This is a genomic window from Streptomyces sp. NPDC058307, from assembly GCF_042880295.1.
In the GTDB taxonomy this organism is placed as follows: Bacteria; Actinomycetota; Actinomycetes; order Streptomycetales; family Streptomycetaceae; genus Streptomyces.
The window spans coordinates 1-26,926 of sequence record NZ_JBHVYZ010000021.1 but is presented as its reverse complement, the minus strand read 5'-3'; the positions used below and the strand labels follow the sequence as shown (position 1 = coordinate 26,926).

The 26,926-nt window shown below is 71.4% G+C and carries 29 protein-coding genes, 1 tRNA gene and 1 pseudogene; 18 read left to right on the top strand and 13 right to left on the bottom strand.

Features of this window, described 5'->3' with window-relative positions:
• Nucleotides 1-23: 23 nt before the first annotated feature.
• On the bottom strand, nt 24-1,169 hold the full coding sequence (locus tag ACFVYN_RS17440; RefSeq protein ID WP_389998916.1) for a sensor histidine kinase: 1,146 nt from the start codon (nt 1,167-1,169) through the stop codon (nt 24-26).
• Between the two features lie 193 nt (nt 1,170-1,362).
• Here ACFVYN_RS17440 and ACFVYN_RS17435 point away from each other — a divergent pair, with 193 nt between their 5' ends.
• From ACFVYN_RS17435 to ACFVYN_RS17420, 4 genes are all read left to right on the top strand, one after another.
• The gene (locus ACFVYN_RS17435; protein ID WP_389998913.1) at nt 1,363-1,731 is read left to right on the top strand and encodes a DUF4333 domain-containing protein; all 369 of its coding nucleotides are present in this window, start codon (nt 1,363-1,365) and stop codon (nt 1,729-1,731) included.
• Nucleotides 1,732-1,751: 20 nt separating this feature from the next.
• Nucleotides 1,752-2,435, top strand: a complete 684-nt coding sequence (locus ACFVYN_RS17430) for an ABC transporter ATP-binding protein (RefSeq protein WP_389998910.1) — start codon at nt 1,752-1,754, stop codon at nt 2,433-2,435.
• A gap of 15 nt (nt 2,436-2,450) precedes the next feature.
• Nucleotides 2,451-4,442 (top strand): FtsX-like permease family protein, encoded by a 1,992-nt coding sequence (locus tag ACFVYN_RS17425; protein ID WP_389998907.1) that lies wholly within the window; start codon nt 2,451-2,453, stop codon nt 4,440-4,442.
• 364 nt (nt 4,443-4,806) lie between these two features.
• Nucleotides 4,807-5,508 carry a response regulator gene (locus tag ACFVYN_RS17420; protein WP_389998904.1) on the top strand — a complete coding sequence of 234 codons (702 nt, stop codon included), beginning with the start codon at nt 4,807-4,809 and terminating at the stop codon, nt 5,506-5,508.
• 1 nt (nt 5,509) lies between these two features.
• Here ACFVYN_RS17420 and ACFVYN_RS17415 read toward each other — a convergent pair whose 3' ends face one another.
• Nucleotides 5,510-5,953, bottom strand: a complete 444-nt coding sequence (locus ACFVYN_RS17415; protein WP_389998901.1) for a potassium channel family protein — start codon at nt 5,951-5,953, stop codon at nt 5,510-5,512.
• Nucleotides 5,954-6,124: 171 nt separating this feature from the next.
• On the opposite strand from ACFVYN_RS17415, the gene ACFVYN_RS17410 reads away from it, so the two are divergent.
• The 4 genes from ACFVYN_RS17410 to ACFVYN_RS17395 are packed head-to-tail and all read left to right on the top strand — an operon-like array spanning nt 6,125 to nt 10,117.
• Nucleotides 6,125-6,937: an SAM-dependent methyltransferase gene (locus ACFVYN_RS17410; protein ID WP_389998898.1), complete on the top strand. Its 813-nt coding sequence runs from the start codon at nt 6,125-6,127 to the stop codon at nt 6,935-6,937.
• 38 nt (nt 6,938-6,975) lie between these two features.
• Nucleotides 6,976-8,379, top strand: a complete 1,404-nt coding sequence (locus ACFVYN_RS17405) for a glutamine synthetase (RefSeq protein WP_389998895.1) — start codon at nt 6,976-6,978, stop codon at nt 8,377-8,379.
• A 2-nt stretch (nt 8,380-8,381) separates the two neighbouring features.
• Nucleotides 8,382-9,578, top strand: a complete 1,197-nt coding sequence (locus ACFVYN_RS17400; protein WP_389998892.1) for an amidohydrolase family protein — start codon at nt 8,382-8,384, stop codon at nt 9,576-9,578.
• A 2-nt stretch (nt 9,579-9,580) separates the two neighbouring features.
• The gene (locus tag ACFVYN_RS17395; protein ID WP_389998889.1) at nt 9,581-10,117 is read left to right on the top strand and encodes an NUDIX hydrolase family protein; all 537 of its coding nucleotides are present in this window, start codon (nt 9,581-9,583) and stop codon (nt 10,115-10,117) included.
• A gap of 9 nt (nt 10,118-10,126) precedes the next feature.
• Here the strand turns inward: ACFVYN_RS17395 and ACFVYN_RS17390 are convergent, their stop codons facing one another.
• From ACFVYN_RS17390 to ACFVYN_RS17380, 3 genes are all read right to left on the bottom strand, one after another.
• Nucleotides 10,127-10,456, bottom strand: a complete 330-nt coding sequence (locus ACFVYN_RS17390; RefSeq protein WP_389998887.1) for a DUF2218 domain-containing protein — start codon at nt 10,454-10,456, stop codon at nt 10,127-10,129.
• 112 nt (nt 10,457-10,568) lie between these two features.
• The gene (locus tag ACFVYN_RS17385; protein ID WP_389998884.1) at nt 10,569-11,498 is read right to left on the bottom strand and encodes a carbohydrate kinase family protein; all 930 of its coding nucleotides are present in this window, start codon (nt 11,496-11,498) and stop codon (nt 10,569-10,571) included.
• Nucleotides 11,495-12,199: a class II aldolase/adducin family protein gene (locus tag ACFVYN_RS17380; protein ID WP_389998881.1), complete on the bottom strand. Its 705-nt coding sequence runs from the start codon at nt 12,197-12,199 to the stop codon at nt 11,495-11,497. The genes ACFVYN_RS17385 and ACFVYN_RS17380 overlap by 4 nt, the downstream gene beginning before the upstream one ends.
• A 93-nt stretch (nt 12,200-12,292) precedes the next feature.
• On the opposite strand from ACFVYN_RS17380, the gene ACFVYN_RS17375 reads away from it, so the two are divergent.
• From ACFVYN_RS17375 to ACFVYN_RS17365, 3 genes are all read left to right on the top strand, one after another.
• Entirely contained in the window at nt 12,293-12,976 is a 684-nt protein-coding gene (locus tag ACFVYN_RS17375; RefSeq protein WP_389998879.1) for a TetR family transcriptional regulator, read from the top strand.
• Between the two features lie 24 nt (nt 12,977-13,000).
• Complete coding sequence (locus ACFVYN_RS17370) at nt 13,001-13,288, top strand: DUF1905 domain-containing protein (RefSeq protein WP_389998876.1); 288 nt, start codon at nt 13,001-13,003, stop codon at nt 13,286-13,288.
• Nucleotides 13,289-13,675: 387 nt separating this feature from the next.
• Nucleotides 13,676-14,671, top strand: a complete 996-nt coding sequence (locus ACFVYN_RS17365; RefSeq protein WP_389999123.1) for a glycoside hydrolase family 43 protein — start codon at nt 13,676-13,678, stop codon at nt 14,669-14,671.
• 91 nt (nt 14,672-14,762) lie between these two features.
• Here ACFVYN_RS17365 and ACFVYN_RS17360 read toward each other — a convergent pair whose 3' ends face one another.
• Entirely contained in the window at nt 14,763-15,422 is a 660-nt protein-coding gene (locus ACFVYN_RS17360; RefSeq protein WP_389998873.1) for a GntR family transcriptional regulator, read from the bottom strand.
• Between the two features lie 95 nt (nt 15,423-15,517).
• Between ACFVYN_RS17360 and glyA the strand changes: the two genes are divergently transcribed.
• The 5 genes from glyA to ACFVYN_RS17335 are packed head-to-tail and all read left to right on the top strand — an operon-like array spanning nt 15,518 to nt 21,801.
• Nucleotides 15,518-16,822: a serine hydroxymethyltransferase gene (glyA, locus tag ACFVYN_RS17355; protein ID WP_389998870.1), complete on the top strand. Its 1,305-nt coding sequence runs from the start codon at nt 15,518-15,520 to the stop codon at nt 16,820-16,822.
• Entirely contained in the window at nt 16,819-18,039 is a 1,221-nt protein-coding gene (locus ACFVYN_RS17350) for a sarcosine oxidase subunit beta family protein (RefSeq protein ID WP_389998867.1), read from the top strand. Before glyA ends, ACFVYN_RS17350 begins: the two co-directional genes overlap by 4 nt.
• 42 nt (nt 18,040-18,081) lie before the next feature.
• Nucleotides 18,082-18,363, top strand: a complete 282-nt coding sequence (locus ACFVYN_RS17345) for a sarcosine oxidase subunit delta (protein ID WP_389998864.1) — start codon at nt 18,082-18,084, stop codon at nt 18,361-18,363.
• Nucleotides 18,360-21,185, top strand: coding sequence for a sarcosine oxidase subunit alpha family protein (locus tag ACFVYN_RS17340; protein WP_389998861.1), 2,826 nt, complete (start codon nt 18,360-18,362; stop codon nt 21,183-21,185). Before ACFVYN_RS17345 ends, ACFVYN_RS17340 begins: the two co-directional genes overlap by 4 nt.
• Nucleotides 21,178-21,801 (top strand): sarcosine oxidase subunit gamma, encoded by a 624-nt coding sequence (locus ACFVYN_RS17335; protein ID WP_389998858.1) that lies wholly within the window; start codon nt 21,178-21,180, stop codon nt 21,799-21,801. Before ACFVYN_RS17340 ends, ACFVYN_RS17335 begins: the two co-directional genes overlap by 8 nt.
• 85 nt (nt 21,802-21,886) lie before the next feature.
• Here ACFVYN_RS17335 and ACFVYN_RS17330 read toward each other — a convergent pair.
• From ACFVYN_RS17330 to ACFVYN_RS17305, 6 genes and pseudogenes are all read right to left on the bottom strand, one after another.
• Nucleotides 21,887-21,963, bottom strand: a tRNA-Pro gene (locus ACFVYN_RS17330).
• A gap of 81 nt (nt 21,964-22,044) precedes the next feature.
• Nucleotides 22,045-22,315, bottom strand: a pseudogene (locus ACFVYN_RS17325) (MmcQ/YjbR family DNA-binding protein); the annotation flags it as partial.
• 54 nt (nt 22,316-22,369) lie between these two features.
• Nucleotides 22,370-22,792, bottom strand: coding sequence for a hypothetical protein (locus ACFVYN_RS17320; protein WP_389998855.1), 423 nt, complete (start codon nt 22,790-22,792; stop codon nt 22,370-22,372).
• Nucleotides 22,793-22,902: 110 nt separating this feature from the next.
• Nucleotides 22,903-23,964: an LLM class flavin-dependent oxidoreductase gene (locus tag ACFVYN_RS17315; RefSeq protein WP_389998852.1), complete on the bottom strand. Its 1,062-nt coding sequence runs from the start codon at nt 23,962-23,964 to the stop codon at nt 22,903-22,905.
• A complete protein-coding gene (locus ACFVYN_RS17310; protein WP_389998849.1) occupies nt 23,964-24,497 on the bottom strand; it encodes an SRPBCC family protein in 534 nt (177 codons plus the stop codon). The genes ACFVYN_RS17315 and ACFVYN_RS17310 overlap by 1 nt, the downstream gene beginning before the upstream one ends.
• Nucleotides 24,498-24,608: 111 nt before the next feature.
• Nucleotides 24,609-25,106 (bottom strand): winged helix-turn-helix transcriptional regulator, encoded by a 498-nt coding sequence (locus ACFVYN_RS17305; protein ID WP_389998846.1) that lies wholly within the window; start codon nt 25,104-25,106, stop codon nt 24,609-24,611.
• 26 nt (nt 25,107-25,132) lie between these two features.
• Here ACFVYN_RS17305 and ACFVYN_RS17300 point away from each other — a divergent pair, with 26 nt between their 5' ends.
• Nucleotides 25,133-25,630 (top strand): hypothetical protein, encoded by a 498-nt coding sequence (locus ACFVYN_RS17300; RefSeq protein WP_389998844.1) that lies wholly within the window; start codon nt 25,133-25,135, stop codon nt 25,628-25,630.
• 195 nt (nt 25,631-25,825) lie between these two features.
• On the opposite strand, the gene ACFVYN_RS17295 is transcribed toward ACFVYN_RS17300, so the two are convergent.
• Nucleotides 25,826-26,698, bottom strand: a complete 873-nt coding sequence (locus ACFVYN_RS17295) for an alpha/beta fold hydrolase (protein WP_389998841.1) — start codon at nt 26,696-26,698, stop codon at nt 25,826-25,828.
• A gap of 59 nt (nt 26,699-26,757) precedes the next feature.
• Here ACFVYN_RS17295 and ACFVYN_RS17290 point away from each other — a divergent pair.
• Nucleotides 26,758-26,926: ABATE domain-containing protein (locus tag ACFVYN_RS17290; RefSeq protein WP_389999120.1), on the top strand; the 169-nt coding region annotated here is incomplete at its 3' end.

Sequence of the window (26,926 nt, the reverse complement as noted above, 5' to 3'; positions counted from 1 at the left end):
CCACCCCCGACACCATCCCTGCGTCATCCGGGAAGCAGCGCCCGCACCTCCCACCCGTGCTCCGCCCGCGGTCCCGCCTGCAGTTCGCCGCCGAGGGCCGTCACCCGTTCCTTCAGTCCGACGAGGCCGAAGCCGCCCCCGTGTGCCGCCGGCGGCAACAGGCTGCCGCCGCGCCCGTCGTCGGACACGGTCACCTCGAGGCGGGCCCGCTCGTAGCTCAGTCCGACGGTGACCTGCGTGGCGTCGGCCGCGTGTCTTCGTACGTTGGTCAGGGCCTCCTGCACCACCCGGAAGGCGGCCGCCTGGACTTCGTGCGGAAGGTCGTCGGGGACCGCGGGGGCGCGGTGCAGGGTGACCTTCTGGATGGGGCTCGCGAAGCCTTCGACGAGACCCGCGACACCCGCGAGGTCGCCCACCGGGCGCCGGTCGGCCGGGTCCTCCGTGTCGCGCAGCACGCCGACCGTGCGGCGCATCGACGCCAGCGCCTCGGTCGCGGCCCGCTCGATGCCCGCGAGGACGGGGTCGAGTTCGTCGTCCCCGCCGTCCGCCATCATGCGCGCCATCTGGGTCTGGACCAGGATGCCGGTGACATGGTGGGCGACGAAGTCGTGCAGGTCGGAGGCGATGGCCAGGCGCTCCGTCCGCCGGGTCTCGCTGACGGCGACGGTCCGCCGGTAGTCCTGCGAGCGCAGATACGCCGCGAACGTCACAGTGATGCCGATCAGGACGAACCCGATCAGCATGAACCCCAGCATGTCGGCCTCGTCGCCGAGGTACGGACGCGCGGGAAGCACGAGGACGGCCGCGCCGTCGAGCGACGCGCACGCCATCACGTAGGTGCGTGGACAGTGCCGTACCGCGACGAACAACAGGCACAGCAGGATCGCCACCTCGCCCGGCCCGAACAGGGCACCGGAGCGCAGCACGGAGTCGACCGTGCACAGGAGGGAGGCCACGGCCGGTACAACTGCACGCAGTTGGGGGGTGAGCCAGGACGGGCGGCGGTGGGCCGGCCACACTACGGCGACGGTGCCGAGCAGCAGCACGGCCGCCTGTGGCCAGACGACGCCCCAGCCGGTGCCCAAGGCGAAGAGGTCGACAACGGCCGCTGCGACGAGGCCGCCGATGCATGCGGCCCACACGCAACCCCGGGCGGAAACGGACTTCATGCCGCTCACGGTATGCGCAGCCGCCGCACACGGGATCGGCCGAACGGTCGAGACGCGGCCGTGGCGGGCCCGAAGACCTTGGCCGTTCGGCCGAGGCGGGCGCCCGGCCCCGCGGGCGAGAGTGGAGCCACTTCCGAGGAGACGCCTCTTCCCCGGAGCCCCTCCTCCCCCCGCCTGTCCTCAGGAGTACGTGATGCAGAGCAAGTACCTCGTCGGCGCGGTCGGCGCAGTGGCCGGTGCGGCCGCCGTCTTCGGACTCGGCAGCCACTTCCTGGCCGGCACCGAGTCGACCACCTCCCTCGACACGCAGAGCACGGCATCCGTCGGCGGCCACAAGGCACTGGCCGCGAACATCGTCGAGGGCCGCACCCAGAGCAAGTACCACCCGCTGCCCTGGGTCGGCGTGAAGGTCACCGACGTCTCCTGTCCGAGCGGGCTCAAGGCCGTCACCGGCGCCACCCTCACCTGCACCGGCACCAGGAGCGGCGGCGGGACCGTGGACATACCAGTGACCGTGGTCAAGGCCTCGGACACGTCCGTCACCTGGAAATTCGACCGCTGACAAGGGGACCGGCTCACCTCATGAACACCGTCCTGGCCGGTCACGGCCTCGTCAAGAAGTACGGCTCCACCACCGCGCTCGCCGGGGTGGACGTCGACGTCCACGAGCGCGACTCGCTGGCGATCATGGGCCCGTCCGGCTCCGGCAAGTCCACTCTGCTGCACACCCTCGCCGGTATCGTCCGCCCGGACGGCGGCGAGGTGCTGTTGCGCGGCGAGCGCATCGACCGGCTCGGCGAGAACAGACTGAGCGCGCTGCGCCGCAAGCGGTTCGGGTTCGTCTTCCAGTCGGGCCAGCTGCTCCCGGAGCTGCCCGCCGAGGAGAACGTCGCGCTGCCGCTGATGCTGGAGGGCATGCCCCGCAGACAGGCCGTCGAGCGGGCCCGCCGCTGGTTCGCCCCGCTGGGCCTCGACGGCCTCGCGCACCGCAGGCCCGGTCAGCTCTCCGGCGGCCAGGCCCAGCGCGTGGCGATCGCCCGGGCCCTGGCCGTCGAACCGGACGTGGTCTTCGCCGACGAGCCGACCGGCGCCCTGGACCAGGCCACCAGCACGGAGGTGGTCCGGCTGCTGACGTCCGTCACGCGGGAACAGGGCGCCGCCCTGGTGATGGTCACCCACGACGCGGAGGTCGCCGGCCACTGCCTGCGCGTCCTCCAGGTCCGCGACGGCCGCGTCAGCGGCCACAGCCAATACACGGTCGCCTGAGCGGCAGGAGATGTCATGCGTTCCCCCGTCCTGCCCCTGACCTGGCACCTTGTCCGGTCCTCCGGCCGCCGCGGCCTGCAGAGCCGGCTGCTGGCGGCCGGTGCGGCCGCCGTCGGCACCTTCGTCCTGCTGGTCATGGTCGCCGCCGCCCTCGGCTCCGGCGCCCGCGCCGACCGCACCGCCTGGCGCACGCCCGAACCCGCGAAGCACGGCACCGCGGTCCAGGCGCTCGCGACGACGTACATACGCCACGAACCTGTCACCGTCGTCTCCCTCGCCCAACTCCCCGGGCGCCGCGGAACCCCCGCACCGCCCGGTCTGACCACCTTCCCGGGGAAGGGCGAGGTGTACGTCTCCCCCGCCCTGGCCGCACTGCTGCACAAGCTGCCCGCGAACCAACTGGCCGACCGCCTCCCCAAGGTGTCCTCGTACGGCACGATCGGCGCCGCCGGTCTGGCCTCGCCGGACGAGCTGGTGGCCGTCGTCGGGCGTGCCCCGACCGGTCCCGCGGTGTCCGAAGAGGCCGGGGGATCCACGGCGTACGACATCGATCAGGCTGCGCGTGCCGAGATCAACGGTTTCTCGGGCACCCACGCGAGCGTGTTCACCGCCTACGACCAACAGACGGCCCTGGTGGGTGTGGCGCTGCTGGTGATGCCGGTGGTGGTCCTCGCGGCGGCCTCCGGGCGGCTCGGCGCGGCCCGGCGCGAGCAGCAACTGGCCGCGCTGCGACTGGCCGGGGCGACCCCGCGGCAGATCATCGGCATGACCGCGCTGGAGACCGCGACGCTCGGCGCGGCCGGTGCCCTGACCGGTGCGGCGCTGTACGCGGGACTGCTGCCCCTGCTCGCCGACATCCCGTACGGCATCGGCGGCTGGTACGTGAGGCAGCTGTGGGTGGGGCTGCCGTGGCTGGCGACGGTCGTGGTGGCGGTCACCGGGCTCATCACCCTCAGCGCGGTGTCGATGCTGCGTCAGGTCGCGACCTCGCCGCTCGGCGTCGCCCAGCAGGCCGACCCGCGGCGGACCCGGATCATCCGGCTCGTACTGTTCGTCGCGGTCCTGCTCTACCTGTGGAGTTCCACGGGCGGCGGGCAGTTGTCGACCCGGCAGGTGATCGGTCTGCTGCTGCTGTTCTACGGGGCGTTCTGGCTGTTCGGGCCGTGGGTGGTGGACCGGCTCGGCCGACTGGTCGGCCGCTTCGCCCGGAGGCCTGCGACCCTGCTGGCGGGCCGTCGTCTGAGCGACGACCCGCGTGGTGCCTGGCGCACGGTCAGCGGTCTGGTGCTGGCCGGGTTCGCGGCGGGGTTCTTCGCCGTGAGCACGGTCGGCATGGACGGCCCGGACCACCGGGACCAGGTCGCGGTGGCCGGTGGGCACGCTGCCGAGGTCCGCACACTGCTCCGTGACGCCGGTGTCACCGCCACCGTCGACACAGTGGGCGAGGACGACGACTGGGACGGGCTGCTGAACGGCACGCCGGGTGTGATCGCCCACATATCCGGCGGCGGCCCGGCCCGACTCGACACCGCCGTCACCGCGTTGACGGCCGGGAACCCGGCGCGGCCGCCCCTCACCCAGGACTACGCGACGGCGGGCGACCGCACCGCCATCGGCCGCTTCGCCGAGGTCAGCACAGCGACACTGGCCCTGAGCTTCCTCGTCGCCACGGCCTCGGCCGGCCTCACCGCCGCCGCGGGTGTCCTGGACCGACGCCGGATCTACGGCCTTCTCCGCCTCGCCGGCACTCCCCTCAAGGTGCTGGACCGGGCTCGCGTCCGCGAGACGGTCATCCCCCTGGTCGCCCTGGCCGGCGGCACCACCGCCGTCGGCGTCTACCTCTCCTACCGCCTCAACAAGGCCTTCGGCGCCTCGATCAATGTGACGGGCGCCCTGGAACTGGCCATGTGCGTGGCTGTGGGCGCGCTGGCGATGTTCGCGGCGATCGGCGGCAGCAGGCCGTTGCTGCGGAGGGTGACGCAGGACGCGGCGCGGAGCGCGGACTGAGACACCGGCCGGAAGCGGCTCCGCCGGTCGGAACGGTGCCGAGGCCACGAGCCGGCCTTCCGCCCGAGCCGGCCCGTAGCCGGCACTGTCTCCGCCGGGGGTCCACGCCAGGGGCGCCCGCCCGAGAGGTGGAGCGGACTGGCCCACCGACCGATCGTCGGGGCCGGGCTCCACGTGGGCCCGGCGAAGCCCTCGCGCCGGGACGGGAACCGGTGCGAAGGACCGGCCATGACCAGGACACAGCCCGCCCTCAGACCGGCACCGGTCCCGACCGTCACCCTCCGGCCGGGACCGGTGCCCCCGCCCCGCCCCGCCCCGTCCACAGCACCCCCGCGCCCGTCCCTCCCTGAGGCATGATCGACCCATGACGAGCCCCACCCCGCCGACCGCGCCCATCCGTGTGCTGATCGCCGACGACCAGGACATGGTGCGTACCGGCTTCCGTTTCTTCCTGGACGCGCAGCCCGACATCACCGTGGTCGCCGAGGCCGCCGACGGGGAGACGGCGGTGCGGCTGGCACGGGAGGTCCGGCCCGATGTGTGTCTGCTGGACATCCGGATGCCGAAGCTGGACGGGCTGGAGGCGACCCGGCTGCTGGCGGGGCCCGAGGTCGCCGATCCCCTGCGGGTGGTCGTGGTCACCACCTTCGACCTCGACGAGTACGTCTACGGCGCGCTGCGCGGCGGTGCATGCGGGTTCTTGCTGAAGGACTCGGGGCCCACCCTCCTCGCCGAGGCGGTCCGTGCCGCCGCGGCCGGGGACTCGCTGGTCTCCCCGTCGGTCACCGTGCGCCTGCTCCGGCACCTCACGGAGGACCCGACGCCCGCGCCGGTTGTCGTGGCCCGCCCCGCACCGACCACCGACCCCCTGACCGACCGTGAGCTCGACGTGGTCCGCCTGGTCGCCCTCGGCCGTACGAACGCCGAGATCGCCGCCGAGCTGTTCGTCTCCCTCTCCACGGTCAAGACCCACCTCTCCAGCGTCCAGCTGAAACTGGCCGCACGGAACCGCGTGGAGATCGCCGCCTGGGCCTGGCAGCACGGCCACGCGCGACCGGAGAGCTGAGTCACCCGTTCTTCTTCGCCTCCAGGAGTTCTTCCAGCCGGTCGAACCGCTCGTGCAGGGCATGCAGTGTCCCAGCGCCCGCAGGGTGCAGTCGCTTCTGCTCCCGCCCCACGAACCAGGTGGCGAGCGCCGCCGTGACCATGCCGTACGTCGTGATCCCGACGACCATGACCACCGTGCCGACGGCCCGGCCCCACCAGGTGACGGGGTAGAAGTCGCCGTACCCGACGGTCGTCGCCGTCTCGACCGACCACCACAGGGCCTTCGGGTAGGACGTCAGATTGGCGCCGCGCGCCTCCTCCTCGGCGACGACCACCGCCCAGGAACCGGTCAGCATCACCACGAGGAGCACGAGGGCCGCACCGCCCGCCGCCTTCAGATGGAGCGAGCGTCCTTGCCTGCCGAGCATCAACCCGACCACCCTGCCGAGGAATCCGGGCAGCATGCTCACTCCTCGAAGTCCTGGGGCAGGCGCGGGGCGTACGGGGCCCAGTGTCACCGCCGGGAGGGCGTCCGGCACCTCCGGCAGGGCGTTCGAGTCGCGGTTTGCGGGACAAGCTGATCATCGGACGGCACAATGGCGGCAACGGCCGCAGGCGCGAGAAGGAGCACAGTCGTGAGCGAGAGCCACACCTCGTCGGGTGCGTCGTCGAGGCTGAACACAGGTGTGGCGCACAACGCGCGCGTGTGGAACTACTGGATCGGCGGCAAGGACAACTACGAGGTCGACCAGCGGGTCGGCGACCACGTCGCCGGGATGTTCCCGATCATCCGGGAGATCGCCCGCGCGGACCGCTGGTTCCTGGGCCGCTCGGTGCGCTTCCTCGCCGAGGAGCAGGGCATCCGGCAGTTCCTCGACGTCGGCACCGGGCTGCCCACGGTGGACAACACCCACGAGATCGCCCAGCGCATCGCGCCCGACTCACGGATCGTCTACGTCGACAACGACCCGATCGTCCTCGTCCACGCCCGCACCCTGCTGACCAGCACCCACGAGGGCGTGACCGACTACATCGACGCCGACGTCCACGACCCGGCCGCCATCCTCGAACGGGCCGCGGCCACCCTTGACTTCAGCAAGCCCGTCGCGGTGATGATGCTCGGCATCCTCAACTTCGTCCTCGACACCGACGAGGCGCGCAGGATCGCGCGCGAGATCATGGCCGAGATGCCCGCCGGCAGCCATCTGGCCCTGACACACCCCACGTTCGACGCCGACCTCGGCGGCGAGGGCCAGATCCCGGCCATGAAGTTCTGGAACGAGAACGCCACTCCGCCGATCACGGCCCGCAGCGGCGAGGACATCGCCACGTTCTTCGAGGGACTCGACCTCCTCGAACCGGGTCTGGTCTCCTGCTCGCAGTGGCGTGCCGAGTCCGACTCCCCGGCCGTGGTACCGCAGTACGGCGCGGTGGCCGTGAAACCCTGACGCGGGATCCGATCGGCCGAGCCCGTCGTGGAGGACGTATGACCACCCTTGCCGACCCCGTCCCCGGAGGCCGTCCCGGGGACGTGGACCGGGCCACCGCACTGAGCGATGAGCTGTCCTCGAAGGGCGTGCACGGTGTGGTCCTGGCCTATGTCGACACCGCGGGCATCTGCCGGGTGAAGACCATCCCCACGGCGAAGCTGCCCTCCGCCGCGGCCTGGGGCGTGGGCATGTCGCCGGTGTTCGACACCTTCCTGGCCAACGACTCCATCGTCACCACCAAGACCCTGGGCTCCCCCGACGGCGACCTGCGCCTCTACCCCGACCTGGACCGGCTCGTCGCACTGGCCGGGCAGCCCGGCTGGGCGTGGGCGCCGGTCGACCGGATCACACAGGAGGGCGAACGCCACCCGGGCTGCTCCCGCACGGCCCTCAGGCGGATCGTCACCGAGGCGGCCGAGCGGCACGGGATCACCTTCAAGGCGGGCATCGAGATCGAGTGGGCGGTGGGCCGGGGCCCGGCGGCGGACGGTGACTTCGTGCCCGCGGTGTCAGGACCGGCGTACGGCGCCACCCGGCAGGTGGAGCTCGGCGACTACGCGGCCGACCTGCTGGCGGCCTGCGCCGAGCAGGGCATCGAGGTGGAGCAGCTCCACCCCGAGTACGCGGCCGGGCAGTTCGAGATCTCCACGGGCGCGCTGGACCCGGTGGCGGCGGCCGACGTCAGCGTGCTCGTACGGCAGACGATCCGGGCGGTGGCCCAGCGACACGGGCTCGTCGTCTCCTTCGCCCCGGCGGTCTTCGCGGAGGGCGTCGGCAACGGCGGCCACCTCCACCTCTCCGCCTGGCGCGACGGCGAGAACCTGCACTCGGGCGGCAAGGGCCGGTACGGCATGACGCCCGAGGCCGAGTCGTTCGTCGCGGGTGTCCTCGCCCACCTGCACGCGCTCGCGGCGCTGACCGCTCCGAGCCCGGCGAGCTATCTGCGCCTCAAACCGTCGCAGTGGGCCGGGGTGTTCACCGCCTGGGGCCGTGAGGCCCGGGAGGCGGCCGTCCGGATCGTGACCGGCACGGCGGGCCTGACCGACCGGGCCGCGAACCTGGAGCTGAAGCCGGTCGACCTGGCCGCGAACCCGTATCTCGCGTTCACCGGTCTGATCGCCGCCGGGCTGGACGGGCTGACCTCGGCTCTGCCGCTGCCCGGCGAGATCACCGGCGATCCGGCGCTGCTCGCCGCCGACCAGGCTGCCGCCCTGGGCGTACGCCGACTGCCGACCTCCCTCTCCCAGGCGGTGCGGGCCTTCCGCGCCGACGAGCAGCTGCGGGCCGCGCTGGGTCCGGTCCTCGCCGACGCCGTGGTCGCCGTGCGCTTCGGGGAGAGCGATTCCGTGGCCGATCTGGACGACGAGCAGATCGCGGCGGCGTACCGCTGGAAGTACTGACCATGAGCGGAGCTGTCCACGAGGCCCTCGCCGCCGCCCGGCTGGTGGACCACCACTGCCACGGGGTCGTCACCGACGCACTCGACCGGGCGGGCTTCGAGTCACTGCTCACCGAGGGCACGGTGTGGCCCGGGATCTCCCCGTTCGACAGCCCCGTCGGTGTGGCGGTCCGCCGCCACTGCGCACCCCTGCTGGACCTCCCCCGCCACGCGCCGCCGGACGCCTACCTGGCCCGCCGCGCCGAACTCGGCCCGCACGAGGTCAACCGCCGCTTCCTGACCGCCGCGGGCACGGAGGTGTTCTGCGTCGACACCGGGTACGCGCCGGACCGCATCACCTCGCCCGGGGAGCTGGCCCGGATCGCGGGCGGGACGGCCTATGAGGTCGTACGGCTGGAGAGCGTCGCGGAGGCGGTGGCGGCGCGGGGCGTGGAGCCGGGCGCGTACGCCGAGGCGTTCCGGGCGGCCGCTCTGGAGGCCGTGGGCCGGCCGGGTGTGGTGGCCGTGAAGTCGGTCGCCGCCTACCGCACCGGCTTCGACCTGGACCCGGCGCGCCCCTCGGACGGGGAGGTCACCGGTGCCGCCGCCGACTGGCTCGCCCGCGGCGGCCGACTGGCCGATCCGGTTCTCGTACGGCATCTGCTGTGGACCGCGGTGGACCTGGGGCTGCCGCTCCAACTGCACACCGGGTTCGGCGACAGCGACATCCGGATGCACCGGGTGGACCCGACCCACCTCACGGACTGGCTGCACCTGACCGCGGGCACCATCCCGGTCCTGCTGCTGCACTGCTGGCCGTACCAGCGGCAGGCCGCCTATCTGGCCGCGGTGTTCGAGCAGGTGTACCTGGACGTGGGCCTGACCCTGCACTACGTCGGGCCCGCGCGGTCCCGGGCGATCCTGGCCGAAGCGCTGGAGATCACGCCGTTCCGCAAGCTGCTGTACAGCTCCGACGCGTACGGGGTGGCCGAATTCCATCTGCTCGGCGCGCTGTCCTTCCGGCAGGGCCTTGCCGCTCTGCTCCAGGAGCGGGTGGACGCCGACGAGCTGAGCCTGCCGGACGCGCTGCGCGTCGCGGCCTGGACGAGCGGCGACAACGCCCGCCGTCTCTACGGACTTCCCGCCCCGGCCCCCGCCACGTCCCCGTCCCACCAGGCGAGCGCGACTGAGCAGCCGCCGTCACCGGAAAGTATGATCTAGCAATGTCTGACTTGACCGAAACCACGCCCGGCTGGCTGAGCGCCGACGATCTCGAGCACGCGCGCGCCCGGATGCCCATCCTGTACGTCGAGGCCGTGCCCGTGCGCGTCGACGACAGCGGCGAAGTCACCAGCGTCGGCCTGCTGCTGCGCATCGGACCCGACGGAACGGTCAGCCGGACTCTGGTCTCCGGCCGCGTTCTGCACCACGAGCGGGTCCGGGACGCCCTGCTGCGCCATCTGGAGAAGGACCTGGGCCCCGTGGCGCTGCCCCGGATCCCGTCCTCGCTCCAGCCGTTCACGGTGGCCGAGTACTTCCCCACTCAGGGGGTCACGCCGTTCCACGACCCGCGTCAGCACGCGGTGTCCCTCGCCTACGTCGTCCCGGTGACCGGCGACTGCCGGCCCCGGCAGGACGCCCTGGACCTGGTGTGGTTCAGCCCGCAGGAGGCACTGTCACCGGCGGTGGCGAGCGAGATGCCCGGCGGTCACGGCGTGCTGCTCAAGCAGGCGCTGGCCCACGTGGGCTGCTCGATCTGAGGCCCCCGGTCAGTCGGTCTCCTTGCGCTGCGTCGTGCCGGGCTCGCCGCCGTCCCGCGTCCACTCGACGACCAGTTCGTCCTTGCTGCCGAAGCGGACCAAGTGGCTGCCGACGACGTTCTCCAGGAGATCGAGGTGCTCGGACTCCGTCTCCAGCGTCAGCAGCAGCGCGTCCTCGGTGGCGGTGAGGGAGCCCTTGCCCCCGTTCTGGAAGAACAGGCTGCCCTCACCGCTCTCCTCGTCCCACGTGGTCCGGCTGCGTCGCCCGAGGTGTGAGGCGAGCTGCTTGGCGTAGCGGTGCGGCCGGTCGGTGGCGACGCGGGCTTCGGAGCGGGGCATGGGAACTCCCAGGAGTGCGGTGGGCGCGGTACGGGCTCGATGCTGCCGCAACACCGGCCGCCGCACGCCCATTCCGCGCCCCTCGCGCCGCGCAGGGCAGGGGTGGTGCGGCCTATGCGCGGGTCTCGCTCGTCATGGAGAACTCGTCGGCCTCCGCCAGGTCGAAGTCGCCGTGGTCGCTGCCCAGGCCCTGCGCCACCAGTGCCGCCGCGGCACTGCCCAGGATCGCCGCCTCGCGCGGCGTGCGGTCCAGGCTCATCCCGCGCAGGAAGCCCGCCGAGAAGGCGTCGCCGCAGCCGGTGGTGTCGACGACCTCGACCTCGAAGGCCGGGATGGTCTCCGTGCCCTCGGCGGTGACCAGGAGGGCGCCGTCGCCGCCGCGGGTGACCGCGACCAGGCCCACTCCCCCGGCCAGGAACTTCTTCGCGCCGGTGACGACGTCCTGTTCCTCGCTGAATCCGAGGACCTGGTCCTCGTTGGGGAGCAGGAAGTCGATGTACGGGAGCAGCGGTTCGATCTGGTCGAAGGTGCCGAGCGCGCCCGGGGCGAGGAGGTCCACCGAGGTGACCACACCGTGCTCCTTGGCGTGCGCCAGGATGCGGGCGGCGACGTCGGCGCCGATCAGTTCGGGGCCGCCGAGGTGCAGGTGGCTCGCCTCGGCGACCGCGTCCCAGGGCACGTCGTCGAGGCCGTAGGTGATGTTGGCGCCGAGGAGGTGGAGGGTGGGGCGGTCGCCGTTGGGGCGGATGGGCAGGACCGTCGCGGAGGTGGAGGTGTCGATGCGGCGGACGAGCAACCCGGTGTCGATCCCGGCCTTGTCGAGGAGCTGGGTGAGCAGGTCGCCCGTCGGGTCGGTGCCGATCGCCCCGGCGGTGCGCACCGAGGCGCCCAGCTTGGCCAGTGTGAGGGCGGTGCCCGCGGCCGTGCCCGCGGCGGTCATGCGGATGTCCTCGACCAGGGTCGCGCCCTGGCCCTCGGGTATCTCCTCGACCGGCCGGACCAGGACGTCCAGCACGTGCACGCCCATGGTGACGACGTTCATCGGTTCCCCTCCTGCGCGGATGGTGCGGAATCTGCGGAATCTGCGGATTGCGTGGTGCCGTAGTTTCGGGCGAGGGCGGCCTCGATCACCGCGATCTGCTGCTGTTCGTCGAGGACGCGGGGCTGTCCCAGGGCCGCCGCGCGCTGGTAGACACCGCAGGCCCACTCCAGGAGCAGCGCGTGCTCGACCGCCTTGGCGAGGGTCGGGGCGTGGGTGACGGCCCCGTGGTTGGCCATCAGGGCGGCGCTCCGGCCCTCCAGCGCGGTGAGGACCGACTCGGCGAGGTCCGGGGTGCCGAAGGTGGCGTAGGGCGCGACCCGGACGGTGCCGCCGAGGGCCAGCAACTGGTAGTGGATACAAGGGAGTTCGTCGAGGACGAGGGAGAGAGCGGTGGCCATCGGGGCGTGGGTGTGCACGACGGCGGCGGTGCCGTAGCGGCGGTAGACGCCCAGGTGGAGGTCGAGCTCCGAGGTCGGCAGCAGACCTCCGGCGACGATCTCGCCGTCGAGGTCGACGACGGTCACCTGGTCCGGGGTGAGCTCGGCCAGGACCGCGCCGGTCGCGGTGATCGCCACGCGGTCCTCGACACGGACGCTGACGTTCCCCGCCGTACCGATGAGCAGCCCCTCGGCCCCCAGACGGCGGCAGGCGTCCGCCACGGCGGCCCGCTCCTCGCCCAGCACCGGGCTTGAGTCGGTCATGCGCGCGACGCTAACCTAAACCTGAAACAAAGTCACGTTCACGTTCGGAGGTTGTCCCGTGAGGTGGTCACGTGAGTGAGCGGAGGTCGTGCCGTGGCTGAGTCAGCCCCGGACGCCGTCCCGGACGCCGTCCCGGACTCCGACCCGGCCGCATGGATCGCCTCCCTGCGCCGCACTCCCCAACAGGCCCGCAGCCGGGCCCGGTTGGCCAGGGTGCTCGAAGCTGCGGAGCACATCCTGGTCGAGGAGGGCGTCGAGTCGCTCACCACGACCCGGATCGCGTCCGAGGCGCGGGTGTCGGTCGGCTCGCTGTACCAGTACCTGCCCGACCGCGGCGCGATCATCGAGGCGCTCGCGGCGGGGTACTTCGCCAAGCTGGAAGCGGCGATGGACGCGCTCGTGGAGGCCGCGGCCGCCGAGCGCTGGGAGGACCCGGTCGGTGTCCTCGTCGACGCGTACGCCGAGATCTACCGCAGCGAACACGGCTTCCGTGCCCTGTGGTTCGGCAGCGGACTGACCGAGCGGACCCGGGCCGCGGACCGCGAGCACAAGCTCCGGATGGCCGACGGGATCCGCCGCATCCTGCTCGCCCTGAAGCTCGCCGAGGACGACGAGGCCCTCGCCCGGGTCTGCCACGCCGCGATCCTCACCGCCGACGCCCTCGCCCAGGAGGCCTTCCGCCGGGACACGAAGGGGGACACCGCACTGCTGGAGGAGGCGAAGATCCTGCTGCGCGGATATCTCACGGACATCGCGGCGCGGTACAGACTGTCCTGACGTCGTCGGGACAGCGGGGGTCTCATGCAGCTCACCTTCACCGGCCGGGTGATCGAATGGCGGGGCCCGGCCCCCTACTACTTCGTCCCCGTGCCCGACCAGGAGTCCGCCGACATCGGTGAGGTGGCCCGCATGGCCACGTACGGCTGGGGCGTGATCCCGGTCGAGGCCCGGATCGGCGAGGTCACCTTCACGACCTCGCTGTTCCCGAAGGACGGCGGCTATCTGCTGCCCCTGAAGAACGCGGTGCGACTGCCGGAAGGGCTCGCCGCGGGGGACGACGTGAGCGTGGAGATGACGGTCCGCTTGTAGTTCTCGCGGCCGCGTCGGGGCCGTTTGCGGTTCGGCCAGGGCGGACGCCAGGCTCGTGAGGACCGCGAAGGTCACGGCGGTCAGCCGTGTCAAGGCGAGCGGTTCCCAGGCGTACAGCACTCCCGAACCGGGTACCGCGATCGCGAGCGCCGGTCCCTCAAGGCGCGGAAAGCGCGCGTTCCACGCGGGAGTTGCGCAGAATGTACGCGCCCCCATGAACCCCGGTGCCGAGCGCGAAGCCGACACCCGCGACCTTCGGGGCGCCACAGTCACCCCGGCCCAGCCGGACCCGGTGGCGCCGACGCACGACGACCTCGCGGCCGACCGATCACGGCCTCCACGTATCGTGCCCCCGTGACCCGCACCGAGCCCCTGCACCTGCCCGACATGCCGTTGCACGACCCCTTCGTCGTCGCCGACGAGAAGACGCTGACGTACTGGCTCTACACCTCCAACGAGCCGTCCGCGTCCGGGGTGGAGGGCGTCGGGACGATGGTCTACCGCAGTCAGGATCTGCGGGACTGGACGCGGCCCGTCGTGGTGTTCCGGACGGACGAGCAGGAGGGGATCTGGGCGCGGGAGGGCGGTTGGGCGCCGGAGGTGCATGCGTGGGGCGGCAGGTACTACCTGTTCACCACCCTGCACGACGAGAGCCGGCTGCTGCCGGTGCCGCCCGCCGGGCGCTGGGGCACGCCCTTCCAGCTGCCCAACCACGCGCGCGGCACGGTCACCGCCGTGTCCGACTCACTGCTCGGGCCCTTCACCGTCGTCGACCCGTCCCGGCCCACACCGCCCGCGCACCTGATGACCCTCGACGGCACGCTCTACGTCGATCCGGCCGGGCAGCCCTGGATGGTGTACGCGCACGAGTGGCTGCAGACCGTCGACGGGACGATGGAAGCCGTCCGGCTGGCCCCCGATCTGACCGGGACGGTCGGTGAGCCCGTCTTCCTGTTCAAGGGCTCGGACGCGTTCTGGCTCGGTGAGCAGATCCCCGCGGGCGTACCGCACCAGCTCGCGCCCTACGTCACCGACGGCCCGCAGCTCCACCGCACCCCTGACGGTGCCCTCCTCATGCTCTGGTCGACGTACGAGAAGGACACGGCCGGTGCGGACGGCACCGTCAGCGGCGGATACGTACAGACCTACGCCGTCTCCACGTCCGGTGAGCTGACCGGGCCCTGGGAGCAGCGCCGGCCGCTGGTCCGGGACGACAGCGGGCACGGGATGCTGTTCCGGGCCTTCGACGGCCGGCTGATGATGATCCTCCACCGGCCCTTCGAGAACGCGCGCGGAAAGCTGTACGAGATGGCAATCGACGGTGACGAGCTGCGGGTGCTGCGGCAGTGCACCGACCTCGACGGCGACGGGATCGGCGCCTGAGATCCGTATGCGAAGGTGCTCAACCGGGCGGGATGGTTGCCACTCCGTCGGCCCGGGAGGGCGCCGCACGCCGACTCACGACCCGCCGGCCTCAGATCGCCTCGCGGATCGCCTGTTCGAAGCCCTCGACATGGCTGCGGGCGAGCCGCGCCGCCGTGTCCGGGTCGCCGGAGACGATCGCCTCGATCAGCGGTCCGTGCTCCCCGACATGGCCGGCCATGTCGGCGAGCCGGTCCACGAACAGGCACCAGATGCGGGTCGCGAGGTTGTCGTGGCGGACGAGGGTGTCCTCCAGGAACGGGTTGTGCGTGGCCGTGTAGATGGCGCGGTGGACCTGGAGGTCCAGGTGCATCAGCTCGGCGGAGTCCCGCCCGGGAGCCCCGGCGGTGTCGAGTTCCCGCCGTAGGGCCGTCAGGTTCGCCCGGTCGGTGGCCGTGGCGCGGCGGGCGGCCTGCGCCGCGGCCAGGGGTTCCAGTTCCTGGCGCACCTCGGAGATGTGGGCGAGGTCGGTGATGTTGACCTCGGTGGCGAAGGTGCCGCGCCGGGGGTAGGTGGTGATCAGGCGCTCGTACTGGAGCCGCTTGAGCGCCTCGCGCACCGGTGTGCGTCCGACGCCGAGGGACTGCCCCAGCTGCTCCTCGTTGATCGGCGCTCCGGGCCGGATCTCCAGCATGACGAGCCGGTCCCGGATGGCGCGGTACGCGCGCTCGGCGAGCGACAGCTCCTCGATCTCGGTCGCGACCTGCTCCATGGATGCCCCCTTGACCTGTGCGGCGAGCTCCCATACCTTACCGCACAGGCTGATATATCAGTTGCTCATTAGCTGGCTCTCAGGATGGTGCACAGATGGCAACGAGTACGTCGCTCACCACGCCCGCCTCGCCGCTCTCCCTCCCCCTCAGCGAACTCGACCCGGACGTCGCCGACGCGGTGGCCGCCGAGCTGCACCGCCAGCAGTCCACCCTTGAGATGATCGCCTCGGAGAACTTCGCCCCGGCCGCTGTGATGGAGGCCCAGGGCTCGGTCCTGACCAACAAGTACGCCGAGGGCTACCCGGGCCGCCGCTACTACGGCGGCTGCGAACACGTCGACGTCATCGAGCAGTTGGCCATCACCCGGGTGAAGGAGCTCTTCGGCGCCGAGGCCGCGAACGTCCAGCCGCACTCGGGCGCCCAGGCCAACGCGGCCGCGATGTCCGCCCTGCTGAAGCCCGGTGACACGATCCTCGGCCTGGACCTGGCACACGGCGGGCACCTGACCCACGGCATGCGCCTCAACTTCTCGGGCAAGCTGTACAACGTCGTGCCGTACCACGTGCGCGCGTCCGACCTGCGCATCGACATGGACGAGGTCGAGCAGCTCGCCCTCGCGCACCGGCCGAAGATGATCGTCGCGGGCTGGTCGGCCTACCCCCGACAGCTGGACTTCGCCGGGTTCCGCCGGATCGCCGACGCGGTGGGCGCATATCTGCTGGTGGACATGGCGCACTTCGCCGGTCTGGTGGCCGCGGGCCTGCACCCGAACCCGGTGCCGTACGCCGACGTCGTCACGACCACCACCCACAAGACCCTCGGCGGCCCGCGCGGCGGTGTCATCCTCAGCCGCGCCGACCTGGCCAAGAAGATCAACTCGGCGGTCTTCCCCGGCCAGCAGGGCGGCCCGCTGGAGCACGTGATCGCGGCGAAGGCGGTGGCCTTCAAGGTGGCTTCCTCGGACGAGTTCAAGGAGCGCCAGCGGCGCACGCTGCGGGGAGCGAAGATCCTCGCCGGACGGCTGCTGGCCGACGATGTCGCCGAGGCCGGGATCACCGTGCTGACCGGCGGCACCGAAGTCCACCTGGTCCTCGTCGACCTGCGGAACTCCGAGCTCGACGGGAAGCAGGCCGAGGACCTGCTGCACCGCGTCGGCATCACCGTCAACCGCAACGCGGTCCCGTTCGACCCGCGCCCGCCGATGGTCTCGTCGGGCCTGCGGATCGGTACGCCGGCCCTGGCCACCCGCGGCTTCGGCGAGACGGAGTTCCGCGAGGTCGCCGACATCATCGCCGAGACCCTGAAGGGCGAACGCTCCGAGGACGAACTGCGCGCCCGGGTCGAGAAGCTCGCCGCCGCCTTCCCGCTCTACCCCCACCTCGACGGAGGCCCGGCATGACCGCCGAACCGCTGCCGGAACACCCGGACTTCCTCTGGCGCAACCCCGAGCCGCGCTCCTCGTACGACGTCGTCATCGTCGGCGCGGGCGGCCACGGCCTCGCCACCGCGTACTACCTCGCCAAGAACCACGGCGTCACCAATGTGGCCGTCCTGGAGAAGGGCTGGCTCGCGGGCGGCAACATGGCCCGCAACACCACGATCATCCGGTCCAACTACCTGTGGGACGAGAGCGCGGCGATCTACGAACACGCGCTGAAGCTGTGGGAACAGCTCCCGGAGGAGCTGGACTACGACTTCCTGTTCAGCCAGCGCGGTGTCCTCAACCTCGCACACACCTTGCAGGACGTCCGCGAGGGCGTGCGCCGCGTCAACGCCAACCGCCTCAACGGGGTCGACGCCGAATGGCTGGAGCCCAAGGAGGTCGCCAAGGTCTGCCCCATCCTCAACGTCTCGTCCCGCACCCGGTATCCGGTGCTCGGCGCCACCTTCCAGCCCCGGGCCGGCATCGCCAAGCACGACCACGTCGCCTGGGCGCTGGCCCGCCGCGCCGACGAACTGGGCGTGGACCTGATCCAGGGCTGCGAGGTCACCGGCTTCCTGAAGGACGGCGACCGGGTCGTGGGCGTCGACACCAACCGCGGCCGCATCCACGCCGGCCGGGTCGGTCTCGCGGCCGCCGGACACAGCAGCGTGCTGGCCGAGCGGGCGGGCATCCGGCTGCCGGTGCAGTCCCACCCGTTGCAGGCCCTGGTCTCCGAGCTGCACGAGCCGGTGCATCCGACGGTCGTCATGTCGAACCACGTGCACGTCTACGTCTCGCAGGCCCACAAGGGCGAGCTGGTGATGGGCGCGGGCGTCGACTCCTACAACGGCTACGGCCAGCGCGGCTCGTTCCATGTGATCGAGCAGCAGATGGCGGCCGCCGTCGAACTGTTCCCGGTCTTCGCGCGGGCGCATGTGCTGCGCACCTGGGGCGGCATCGTCGACGTCACCCCGGACGCCTCACCGATCATCGGCAGCACACCGGTCGAGAACCTCTACGTCAACTGCGGCTGGGGAACCGGCGGTTTCAAGGCGACCCCGGCGGCCGGCTGGACCTTCGCGCACACCATCGCCACGGGCGAACCGCATCCGCTGAACGCCCCGTTCGCCCTGGACCGTTTCACGAGCGGCGCGTTGATCGACGAGCACGGCGCCGCGGCCGTGGCCCATTAAGGCATTGAGGCATCGAGGCATCGAGGCATTGAGGAGAACACCGTGCTGCTGATCACCTGCCCATGGTGCGGACCGCGGAACGAGACCGAGTACCACTACGGCGGTCAGGCCCACGTCCCCCACCCCGAGTCCCCCGCCGACCTCACCGACGAGCAGTGGGCCGAGTACGTCTTCTACCGCGACAACCCCAAGGGCCCCTTCGCGGAGCGGTGGATGCACGGCATCGGCTGCCGCCGCTGGTTCAACGTCCTGCGGGACACCGCCACCCACGAGGTGCTGACCTCGTACCGGCCCGACGAGCCACGCCCCGGAGGGAACCGATGACCGACCAGAGCTTCCGGCTGCCGCGAGGCGGCCGTGTCGACCGCGGCACCCTGCTGCGATTCACCGTCGACGGACGGGAGCTGACCGGCCACCCCGGCGACACCCTCGCTTCGGCGATGCTGGCGAACGGGCTCGTCGAGGTCGCCCCCTCGCTCTACCGCGACCGCCCGCGCGGCGTCCTCACCGCGGGCGTCGAGGAGCCCAACGCCCTGGTGCAGCTGGGCGGTTCGTGCTCGGAGGGCATGCTCCCGGCCACGACCGTCGAGCTGTACGACGGCCTGTCCGCCACCACGCTCTCCGGGATGGGCCGCCTCGACCCCACTCCGGATCCCGCCGTCTACGACAAGAAGTACGTCCACACCGACGTCCTGGTCGTCGGCGCCGGACCGGCCGGCCTCACGGCGGCTGCCGCTGCCGCCGCCTCCGGCGCCCGCGTGATCCTCGTCGACGAGCAGCCCGCGTCCGGTGTCGGCGAGTGGGCCGACGAGTTGCGCGCGACGCTCGACGCGGCCCCCGAGGCCGTCGTACTGCATCGGACGACGGCTTTCGGGTCGTACGACGACAACTACGTGCTGGCGCTGGAGCGACGCACCGATCACCTCGGCGCGGCCGCTCCCGAGGGCGTCTCACGGCAGCGGCTGTGGCACATCCGGGCCGGGCAAGTGGTCCTGGCGACCGGCGCACACGAGCGTCCGCTGGTCTTCGCCGGCAACGACCGGCCCGGCGTGATGCTCGCCGGGGCCGTGCGCACCTACCTCGACCGGTATGCCGTGGCGCCGGGTTCCCGGGCCGTGGTGAGCACGACCAACGACAGCGCCTACGACACGGTCGCCGACCTGTGCGCGGCCGGGATCCCCGTCGCCGTCGTCGTGGACGCGCGCCCCGAACTGTCCGACCGGGCAGCGGAGGTGGCCGCGGCGACCGGGGTCCGGGTGCTGACGGGCAGTGCGGTGGTCGACACGGCGGGCGAGCACCGGCTCACCGGCGTCACCGTGCAGGCCCTCGACGGCGAGGACCAACTCACCGGTGAGCCCGAGTCATTCACCTGTGATCTGCTCGCCGTGTCGGGCGGCTGGAGTCCGGTGGTGCATCTGCACAGCCAGCGTCAGGGCACACTGCGCTGGGACTCCGGGCTCGCCGCCTTCGTGCCGGACGGGGCCGTACGGAATCAGCAGGTGGTGGGGGCGGCCCGGGGGACGTACGACCTGGAGGGCTGTCTGGCCGAGGGGGCACGGGCCGGAGCACTGGCGGCGACGGCGGCGGGGTTCCCGGTGGCCGTACCGGTCGAGGTCGCGCGGCCCGCGTCCGCCCCGACGCGCGCCCTGTGGTTGGTGCCCGCCCCCGAGGGCGAACCCGGCACCTGGGACAGCCACTTCGTCGATCTCCAGCGCGATGTCACGGTCGCCGACGTCTGGCGCTCCACCGGCGCCGGCATGCGCGGGGTCGAGCACGTCAAGCGGTACACCTCGCTCGGCACGGCGAACGACCAGGGCAAGACGTCCGGCGTCAACGCCATCGGGGTGATCGCCGAGGCCCTGGGCGGTTCGCTCGGCGAGATCGGCACGACGGCCTACCGGGCGCCGTACACGCCGATCGCCTTCGCCGCCCTGGCCGGGCGTGAGCGCGGCGAGCTGTTCGACCCGGAGCGGACCACGTCGATCCACAGCTGGCATGTGGCGCACGGCGCGGAGTTCGAGGACGTCGGGCAGTGGAAGCGCCCCCGGTACTACCCGCGGGCCGGTGAGGACATGGACGCGGCCGTGGCGCGCGAGTGCCGGGCGGCCCGGGAGGGGGTGGCGTTCATGGACGCCTCCACCCTCGGCAAGATCGAGATCTGGGGCGCGGACGCGGGCGAGTTCCTCAACCGGATCTACACGAACGCCTTCAAGAAGCTCAAGCCGGGCACGGGACGCTACGGCGTGATGTGCAAGCCCGACGGCATGATCTTCGACGACGGTGTGACCCTGCGCCTCGACGACAACCGCTACTTCATGACCACCACGACCGGCGGTGCCGCGAACGTCCTGGACTGGCTGGAGGAGTGGCTGCAGACCGAGTGGCCCGAGCTCGACGTGCACTGCACCTCGGTGACCGAGCAGTGGGCGACGATCGCTGTCGTCGGTCCGCAGTCGCGCGAGGTCGTCGCACGTCTGGCCCCCGACGTCGATCTGTCCGTCGAGGCCTTCCCCTTCATGGCCTTCCGCGAGACGACCCTGGCCTCCGGCACTCCGGCCCGGATCTGCCGGATCTCCTTCTCCGGCGAACTCGCCTTCGAGATCAACGTCTCCGCCTGGTACGGCTTGGCGGTCTGGGAGGAGGTCGACGCGGCCGGCCGGCCGTACGGCATCACCCCGTACGGCACCGAGACGATGCACGTCCTGCGGGCCGAGAAGGGCTACATCATCGTCGGCCAGGACACCGACGGGACGGTCACCCCGCAGGACGCGGGCATGGGCTGGGTGGTCTCCAAGCAGAAGGACTTCATCGGCAAGCGGTCCTTCGCCCGCGCCGACACCGCCCGCAGCGACCGCAAGCAACTGGTCGGCCTGCTCCCGGCCGACCGCACGACCCGGCTGCCGGAGGGCACCCAACTCGTCGCGCCGGACGTGGACTTGGCGAACGTGCCCGTGCCGATGCTCGGCCATGTCACCTCCAGCTACCACAGCCCGGCGCTCGGCCGCCCCTTCGCCCTCGCCCTCGTCGCCGACGGACAGGCGAGGAAGGGCCAGATCCTGCTCGCCCCGGTGGGCGAGGCGCTGGTGCCGGTCGAGGTGACCGACTTCGTCCTCTACGACCCCGAAGGGACCCGGCGAGATGGCTGAACCGATCATGACGGGACCGGTGGCCCTGCGCACCAGTCCCCTGTCCCACCTCCAGGAGCGGATGCGCGCCGCCGCCGTCGCCGGTGCCCAGAGCGTCACGCTGACCGAGGTGCCGTTCCTCACGATGGTGAACGTGCGGGTCGACCCCACGTCCGCGGCGGCCCACCGGATCGGCAGGACGCTCGGGGCGCCGCTCCCCCGCCGGTGCGGCGACACCGCCGCCTCGGGCCTCCATACGCTCATGTGGCTCGGCCCCGACGAGTGGCTCGTGCTGTCGTCCCGTGCCGACGCGGGCACCGTCACCGCCCAGGTACGGCAGGCCCTCGACGGCGCCCCCGGCTCGGTCGTGGACGTCTCGGCGAACCGCACCACGCTGGAGCTGAGCGGCCCGTCCGCCCGGCAGGTGCTGGAGAAGGGCTGCCCGCTGGACCTGCACCCCCGCGCCTTCGGCCCCGGCCACGCGGTGTCGACGACGGTCGGCCCGATCCCGGTACTGCTCTGGCAGACCGACGACGCTCCGGCATTCCGCCTGCTGCCGCGGTCGTCGTTCGCCGACTACCTGGCCCGCTGGCTCATCGACGCGATGAGCGAGTACGGCGGGCCCCGGGTCGCCTGACGGGCACCGCACGGAATACGGACACGGAATACGGAAAGGGCCGTTTTCTCATCCCTGAGAAAACGGCCTCCGACCTGCGTGAAGCTGGTCGGGACGACAGGATTTGAACCTGCGACCCCTTGACCCCCAGTCAAGTGCGCTACCAAGCTGCGCCACGTCCCGGTGCCCGTCTGACCTGGGGTTTCCCCCGGCCGAACGTGCAAAGAAACCATACCGCACTCGCGTCGGTGATCGCGCACCCCTTTCGCCCTCGTCCTCGATCGCGGCCAGACGGGCACGCACCCACGCGAACTGCGGCTCGTGGTCGGAGTGTCCGGAACTTCCCCGGCTCGGCCAGCACCGGCTTCTCGCGCTCGTCCTTGGGGCAGCGCACGGCGACGGACGTCTCGTCCTCGGGCAGCGTGGCGAACATCTTCCCCGCGACCCGGAACGTGGGCATGCTCCAGGCGATCCGCCTAAGGCGGGTGACAGCTTGGGGGCTGAAATCTTCTGGCGTGTCCGGGGTCTCGCCGATGCCGTGTACGAACCCCTCGGGGGCCGTTGAGGACCCTGGAGAAGGTCGCGCAGCTCAGGTGAAGGACAGCAGCATGTTCGTCTCGCCGATGGCCAGGGCGGTGCCGACGACGCAGAACAGGCATTGAACGGCGCTGGTGATCGGCATGCGCAGTCGTGTGTGCACGTAGCACGACACGGCGAGCGCACACGGGATGAACCAGACCACGATCAGCTGAAGCGGTGACACCTCCTCGCTCTTGGCGGTACCCCCCGGCGGCCCCGAGTGCGACATCCCGACGATGAACATCAACAGAGCCACTCCCGCCAGGGCCGCGGCATCGGCCACCGCCAGCAGCAGCGCGACCGCGGTATCGGTCAGCCGAGAGGGCCGCGGCCTCCCCGCCCCGGTGCCCTCGTCCTCATCCGTGCCGGACCGCCCGCCGACGCGTCGGCGCAGTCCGCCGATGCCGTTCCGGGTTCTCTCCCACCAGACCACTGCTCGACTGCACCATGGAGGCGGCGATTCCGCCCCGTCCGGTAGATAACGACTCGGCTTCTGGAGAGCGTCGGCGCATGGCGCCCCGCCTCGGACACCGCGGCCTGTCGCTACCGTGCCGTCTCCTCCTCGATGTCGCGGACCAGGTCGATGGCCCGGCCCAGGGTGGCGAGTCGGGCGTCGAGGGTTTCGCCGGCGGGATAGAAGCGGACGGTGTCGACCCCTACGTCGCGCCACACGCGCAACCGCTCGCGCACCATGTCCTCGGTTCCGATGAGCGTGGTCGCCAGCACCATCTCGTCGGTGACCAGGTCGGCCGCGCCGTCCCGGTCTCCGGCCTGCCAGCGGGTCCGGACCTCGGCCGCCACCTCGGCCCATCCCTGGCGGCTGTACGCGTTGTTGTAGAAGTTGGTGGTCGCGGAGCCCATGCCGCCGAGGCTGAAGGCCAGCTCCTTCTTGCGCCCGGCCACCATCGCGCGCAGCGCGTCCTCGTCGTCCGCGAAGGCGACCTCGGCACCCTGGCAGATGTCGAGGTCGGAGCGGGTGCGGCCGGCAGCGGCCAAGCCCTGGTCCAGGTGGTCGTAGTACGCCTCCTTGGCGCCCTCGGGTACGAAGCTGGTGCCCAGCCAGCCGTCGGCGATCTCGCCGGTCAGGTGCAGCATCTTCGGCGAGAGAGTGGCCAGGTAGACGGGGATGTCGTACTCGGCACGCATCGACAGACGCATGGGCTTGGTGTTCCCGCCGGGCAGCGGGATCTGGAATTCCCGCCCGAGGTAGGAGACCTTCTCCCCAGCGGCGGCCTGTCGCACGATGTCGACGGTCTCGGACATCCGTGACAGCGGCCGGTCGAACGGGACGCCGTGCAGACCTTCGATCACCTGTGGTCCGGAGGGGCCGAGCCCCAGGAGAAAACGCCCCTCGGAGATCTGCGACAGCGTGATCGCGGCGCGGGCGATGGCCATCGGAGTCCGGGTGCCGAGCTGGATGATTCCGGAGCCGAGCAGCATGCGCTCGGTCCTTGCGGCGAGGTAGCCCAGGGGCGAGGGCGCCTCGGAGCCCCAGGCCTCCGCGACCCAGCAGATGTCCAAGCCGAGCTTCTCCGATTCGGCGACGTAGTCGACGATCTCGCGCCAGTCGCCTCCGGAGGCTTCGATCGTGGTCGACGTCCGCATCACAGACCCGCCTCTCCTGAGCCCTGGGTACCCTCGGCCAGTTTCTTGACCATTTCGAGGGTGGCGGCCATGTTGGTCTCGAACTCCCGCATACGGACGAAGACGATCTTCTGCTCCTTCTCCGGCATGCGATCAATGGCGATGGAGAGGCCCGAACGGCCCGGCCCCATCTGCATCCACTGCGTGAGGAGAGTGCCGCCGTCCTGCGGTTTCAGGGTGAACCGCCACACAGCCGTGGGGTGTTGTGGGTCCTCGACCGCCCAGGCGAGCACGCTCGGCGGCTTGTGTTCAACGATGTGGGACGTGGTGGCCCACTCCCCAAGCGCTTCGTGCCGGCTTCGCCCGACGAAGCGGGCGCCGAGTGCGGGGCTGCTCCTCCCGTCCAGCCATTCCACCGACTGCAGCTCAGGGCTCATGCGCGGCATCAGCTCGATGTCGGACACCAGCGCCCACACCTGTGCTGGCGCTGCGGCGATCCAGGTGTGTACCTCTGCTGTCGGCTTGTCCGCATAGCGCGCGCCCGTCCACTCCATGATCCCGCAGCCTCCTTGCCACCAGGAACGCCCACTTGAGCGCTTGACCAGTAAAGTTGCGTAGAAAGACTTACTTGTCAAGGGGTGGCACGACTACCACGGGGCCGCCGGTCAGCCCTCGAATCGCTCCCGCACATCCGGCCGTTCGGCCAGATGCGGTGGATAACCCGGACCCATCACGGAACGGGTGTTGTCCGCGGTCATGGGCTCCCCGCAGCCGGCGCACACCACCTCGGCATGGGTTTCCTGCCCGCACACCTCGTGACGTGTGACCACCGGCGGCCCCGCCTCACCGGCGAGCCAGCGATCTCCCCACCGGTTCATCACCAGGAGCACGCCGTAGAAGTCGCGCCCCTTCTCGGTGAGCACGTAGTCGTAGCGGACCGGCTCCGTCTGGTACGGCCGTTTCTCGAGCAGACCTTCCCCCACCAGTCGGCGCAGCCGGTCGGTGAGGGTGTTGCGGGCGATCCCCAGCGACTCCTGGAACGAGTCGAAGCGCCTGATCCCGTAGAACGCCTCACGCAGCACCAACGGGGTCCACCAGTCGCCGAGCAGGTCCATGGTCCGCGCGATCGAGCAGGGCCACTGCGCAAAGGATGTCCGCCTCATGACCGCCAGCATAGGTTAGTCCAGTCGTGAGACCCAGCAGGTGGACGGAGCCAGCGACCGGTGCCCGGCGTCTTGTCGGCGACCCGTCGGTGCTCGAGCCCGCCGTGATCGGCGTACCCGACGAGAAGTGGGGCGAGGTGGGCGTCGCGTACGTCCAGCCCCGACCGGGAGCGACCGTCGAACCGTCGGCGCTGGAAGCCCTCTGCGCGCGCAGCCTTGCCGGCCACAAGCGCCCGACGGCGTTCCTCGTGGTGGACGCCATGCCGCCATGCCGAAGAACGCGGTCGGCAAGATCGACAAAGCCCCGTTGCATGCGCGACATACCGCCCTCTCTGCCTGGTCCTGATCAACGCGCGTGGCTCTGTCGGGTGTCTCGGTGGACAGCCCAATGGGGTCGTCACACCCAAGGGCGTGGACCGCGCGCTCTTGTGAAGCTGCTGATACCTCGACGGCGCAGGGCCGGCGGTCCCGGCTACCGGCCTTGCAGCGGAAGACGCTCGGCCGGCGTCACGGTCGCGGCCTGAAGCCGGATCTGACGGCCGGCCCATCCGGTGACGGCGGGGCCGGCCTTCGAGCTGTCCAGCCGTTCAGGCTCATTCGCCGTGCGGAGGCGTCACAGCGTGGTCGAAACCCCCTCGGGCTGCTGACCCGTCCGACCGACGCTCACCCGGTCGACGCTCACCCGGCCGAGGTGACACCGGCTCAGTCATGGGGCGGAGTCACCGGTTCAGTCCACTGGCCAGGAAAGGCCTCAGATGCGCCAGCAGCGCCTCTGGTCGCTCCTCCGGGATGAAGTGCCCGCACTCCGGGATCTCGGCACCGGTGACGTCGTCCGCGTAGGCACGCCAGATCTCCAGGGTCGGCAGGCGGGAAGGCAGCCCCACGGAACCCCACAGCGCCAGCAGCGGCATGGTGAGGCGGCGGCCCTCGGCGGCGTCGATGTCGTCGAGCGCGGTGTCCTCCTCCATGGCGCGGTAGTCGTCAAGGCTCGCCCGTAGGGCGCCCGGGCGCGAGAACGCACGGACGTAGCCGTCGACCGCGTCGGCCGTGAGTCCGTGGCGGTTGTAGGTCCACCGCTCGAAGAAGTACTCCAGATACCCGCGAATGTCCTGCCCCACCAGGCGCTCGGGCAGATCGGGCTGCATGTGGAACAGCCAGTGCCAGTACCCGCCGGCGAGCGAGGCGTCCAGGCGGCGGAACATCTCCCGGGTGGGAACGATATCGAGTACGGCCAACCGCTCCACCTGGTCCGGGCGGTCCAGCGCCCAGCGATGCCCCACGCGAGCGCCGCGGTCGTGGCCCACGACCATGGCCCGCTCGAAACCGAGCCGCTCGACGAGACCTGCCATGTCGGCAGCCATACGGCGCTTGCCGTAACCAGTGGTGGGCTTGTCGCTCAGGCCGTATCCGCGCAGGTCCGGCGCCACGACCGTGAACTCGGCGGCGAGATCCGCCAGGACCGGCCGCCAGCAGTCGGAGGTCTGCGGCCAGCCGTGGAGCAGGACGAGCAGAGGTCCGGCCCCGGCTCGGAGGTAGTGCAGGCGGACCCCGTCCACCTGCGTCACCCCGTTCGTGACGGTCGGCTGTCCCATGGATGCACCTTCCTGACACGAGCCGGCGTGAGCTAACCGCCTGAGACGGTTAAGCTAGCGTGCAGAATGAAGGCGTGGCAACGGACGACACATGGATCTGGGACGGCGGACGGGTCTGCCTGGACTTCGCCAACACCCTCCGAAGCCGGTGGAGAACGACTCCGGTGGAAACCCTCCGGGAACCGGACGACCTGACGGGCTGGCTCCGGGACGCCCTTCTCCTCGCAC

Coding starts and splice junctions, on each gene's coding strand:
- ACFVYN_RS17440 (WP_389998916.1), bottom strand. CDS start 1,169: ATGAAGTCCGTTTCCGCCCGGGGTTGCGTGTGGGCCGCATGCATCGGC.
- ACFVYN_RS17435 (WP_389998913.1), top strand. CDS start 1,363: ATGCAGAGCAAGTACCTCGTCGGCGCGGTCGGCGCAGTGGCCGGTGCG.
- ACFVYN_RS17430 (WP_389998910.1), top strand. CDS start 1,752: ATGAACACCGTCCTGGCCGGTCACGGCCTCGTCAAGAAGTACGGCTCC.
- ACFVYN_RS17425 (WP_389998907.1), top strand. CDS start 2,451: ATGCGTTCCCCCGTCCTGCCCCTGACCTGGCACCTTGTCCGGTCCTCC.
- ACFVYN_RS17420 (WP_389998904.1), top strand. CDS start 4,807: ATGACGAGCCCCACCCCGCCGACCGCGCCCATCCGTGTGCTGATCGCC.
- ACFVYN_RS17415 (WP_389998901.1), bottom strand. CDS start 5,953: ATGCTGCCCGGATTCCTCGGCAGGGTGGTCGGGTTGATGCTCGGCAGG.
- ACFVYN_RS17405 (WP_389998895.1), top strand. CDS start 6,976: ATGACCACCCTTGCCGACCCCGTCCCCGGAGGCCGTCCCGGGGACGTG.
- ACFVYN_RS17400 (WP_389998892.1), top strand. CDS start 8,382: ATGAGCGGAGCTGTCCACGAGGCCCTCGCCGCCGCCCGGCTGGTGGAC.
- ACFVYN_RS17395 (WP_389998889.1), top strand. CDS start 9,581: ATGTCTGACTTGACCGAAACCACGCCCGGCTGGCTGAGCGCCGACGAT.
- ACFVYN_RS17390 (WP_389998887.1), bottom strand. CDS start 10,456: ATGCCCCGCTCCGAAGCCCGCGTCGCCACCGACCGGCCGCACCGCTAC.
- ACFVYN_RS17385 (WP_389998884.1), bottom strand. CDS start 11,498: ATGAACGTCGTCACCATGGGCGTGCACGTGCTGGACGTCCTGGTCCGG.
- ACFVYN_RS17380 (WP_389998881.1), bottom strand. CDS start 12,199: ATGACCGACTCAAGCCCGGTGCTGGGCGAGGAGCGGGCCGCCGTGGCG.
- ACFVYN_RS17370 (WP_389998876.1), top strand. CDS start 13,001: ATGCAGCTCACCTTCACCGGCCGGGTGATCGAATGGCGGGGCCCGGCC.
- ACFVYN_RS17365 (WP_389999123.1), top strand. CDS start 13,676: ATGCCGTTGCACGACCCCTTCGTCGTCGCCGACGAGAAGACGCTGACG.
- ACFVYN_RS17360 (WP_389998873.1), bottom strand. CDS start 15,422: ATGGAGCAGGTCGCGACCGAGATCGAGGAGCTGTCGCTCGCCGAGCGC.
- glyA (WP_389998870.1), top strand. CDS start 15,518: ATGGCAACGAGTACGTCGCTCACCACGCCCGCCTCGCCGCTCTCCCTC.
- ACFVYN_RS17350 (WP_389998867.1), top strand. CDS start 16,819: ATGACCGCCGAACCGCTGCCGGAACACCCGGACTTCCTCTGGCGCAAC.
- ACFVYN_RS17340 (WP_389998861.1), top strand. CDS start 18,360: ATGACCGACCAGAGCTTCCGGCTGCCGCGAGGCGGCCGTGTCGACCGC.
- ACFVYN_RS17335 (WP_389998858.1), top strand. CDS start 21,178: ATGGCTGAACCGATCATGACGGGACCGGTGGCCCTGCGCACCAGTCCC.
- ACFVYN_RS17315 (WP_389998852.1), bottom strand. CDS start 23,964: ATGCGGACGTCGACCACGATCGAAGCCTCCGGAGGCGACTGGCGCGAG.
- ACFVYN_RS17310 (WP_389998849.1), bottom strand. CDS start 24,497: ATGGAGTGGACGGGCGCGCGCTATGCGGACAAGCCGACAGCAGAGGTA.
- ACFVYN_RS17305 (WP_389998846.1), bottom strand. CDS start 25,106: ATGAGGCGGACATCCTTTGCGCAGTGGCCCTGCTCGATCGCGCGGACC.
- ACFVYN_RS17295 (WP_389998841.1), bottom strand. CDS start 26,698: ATGGGACAGCCGACCGTCACGAACGGGGTGACGCAGGTGGACGGGGTC.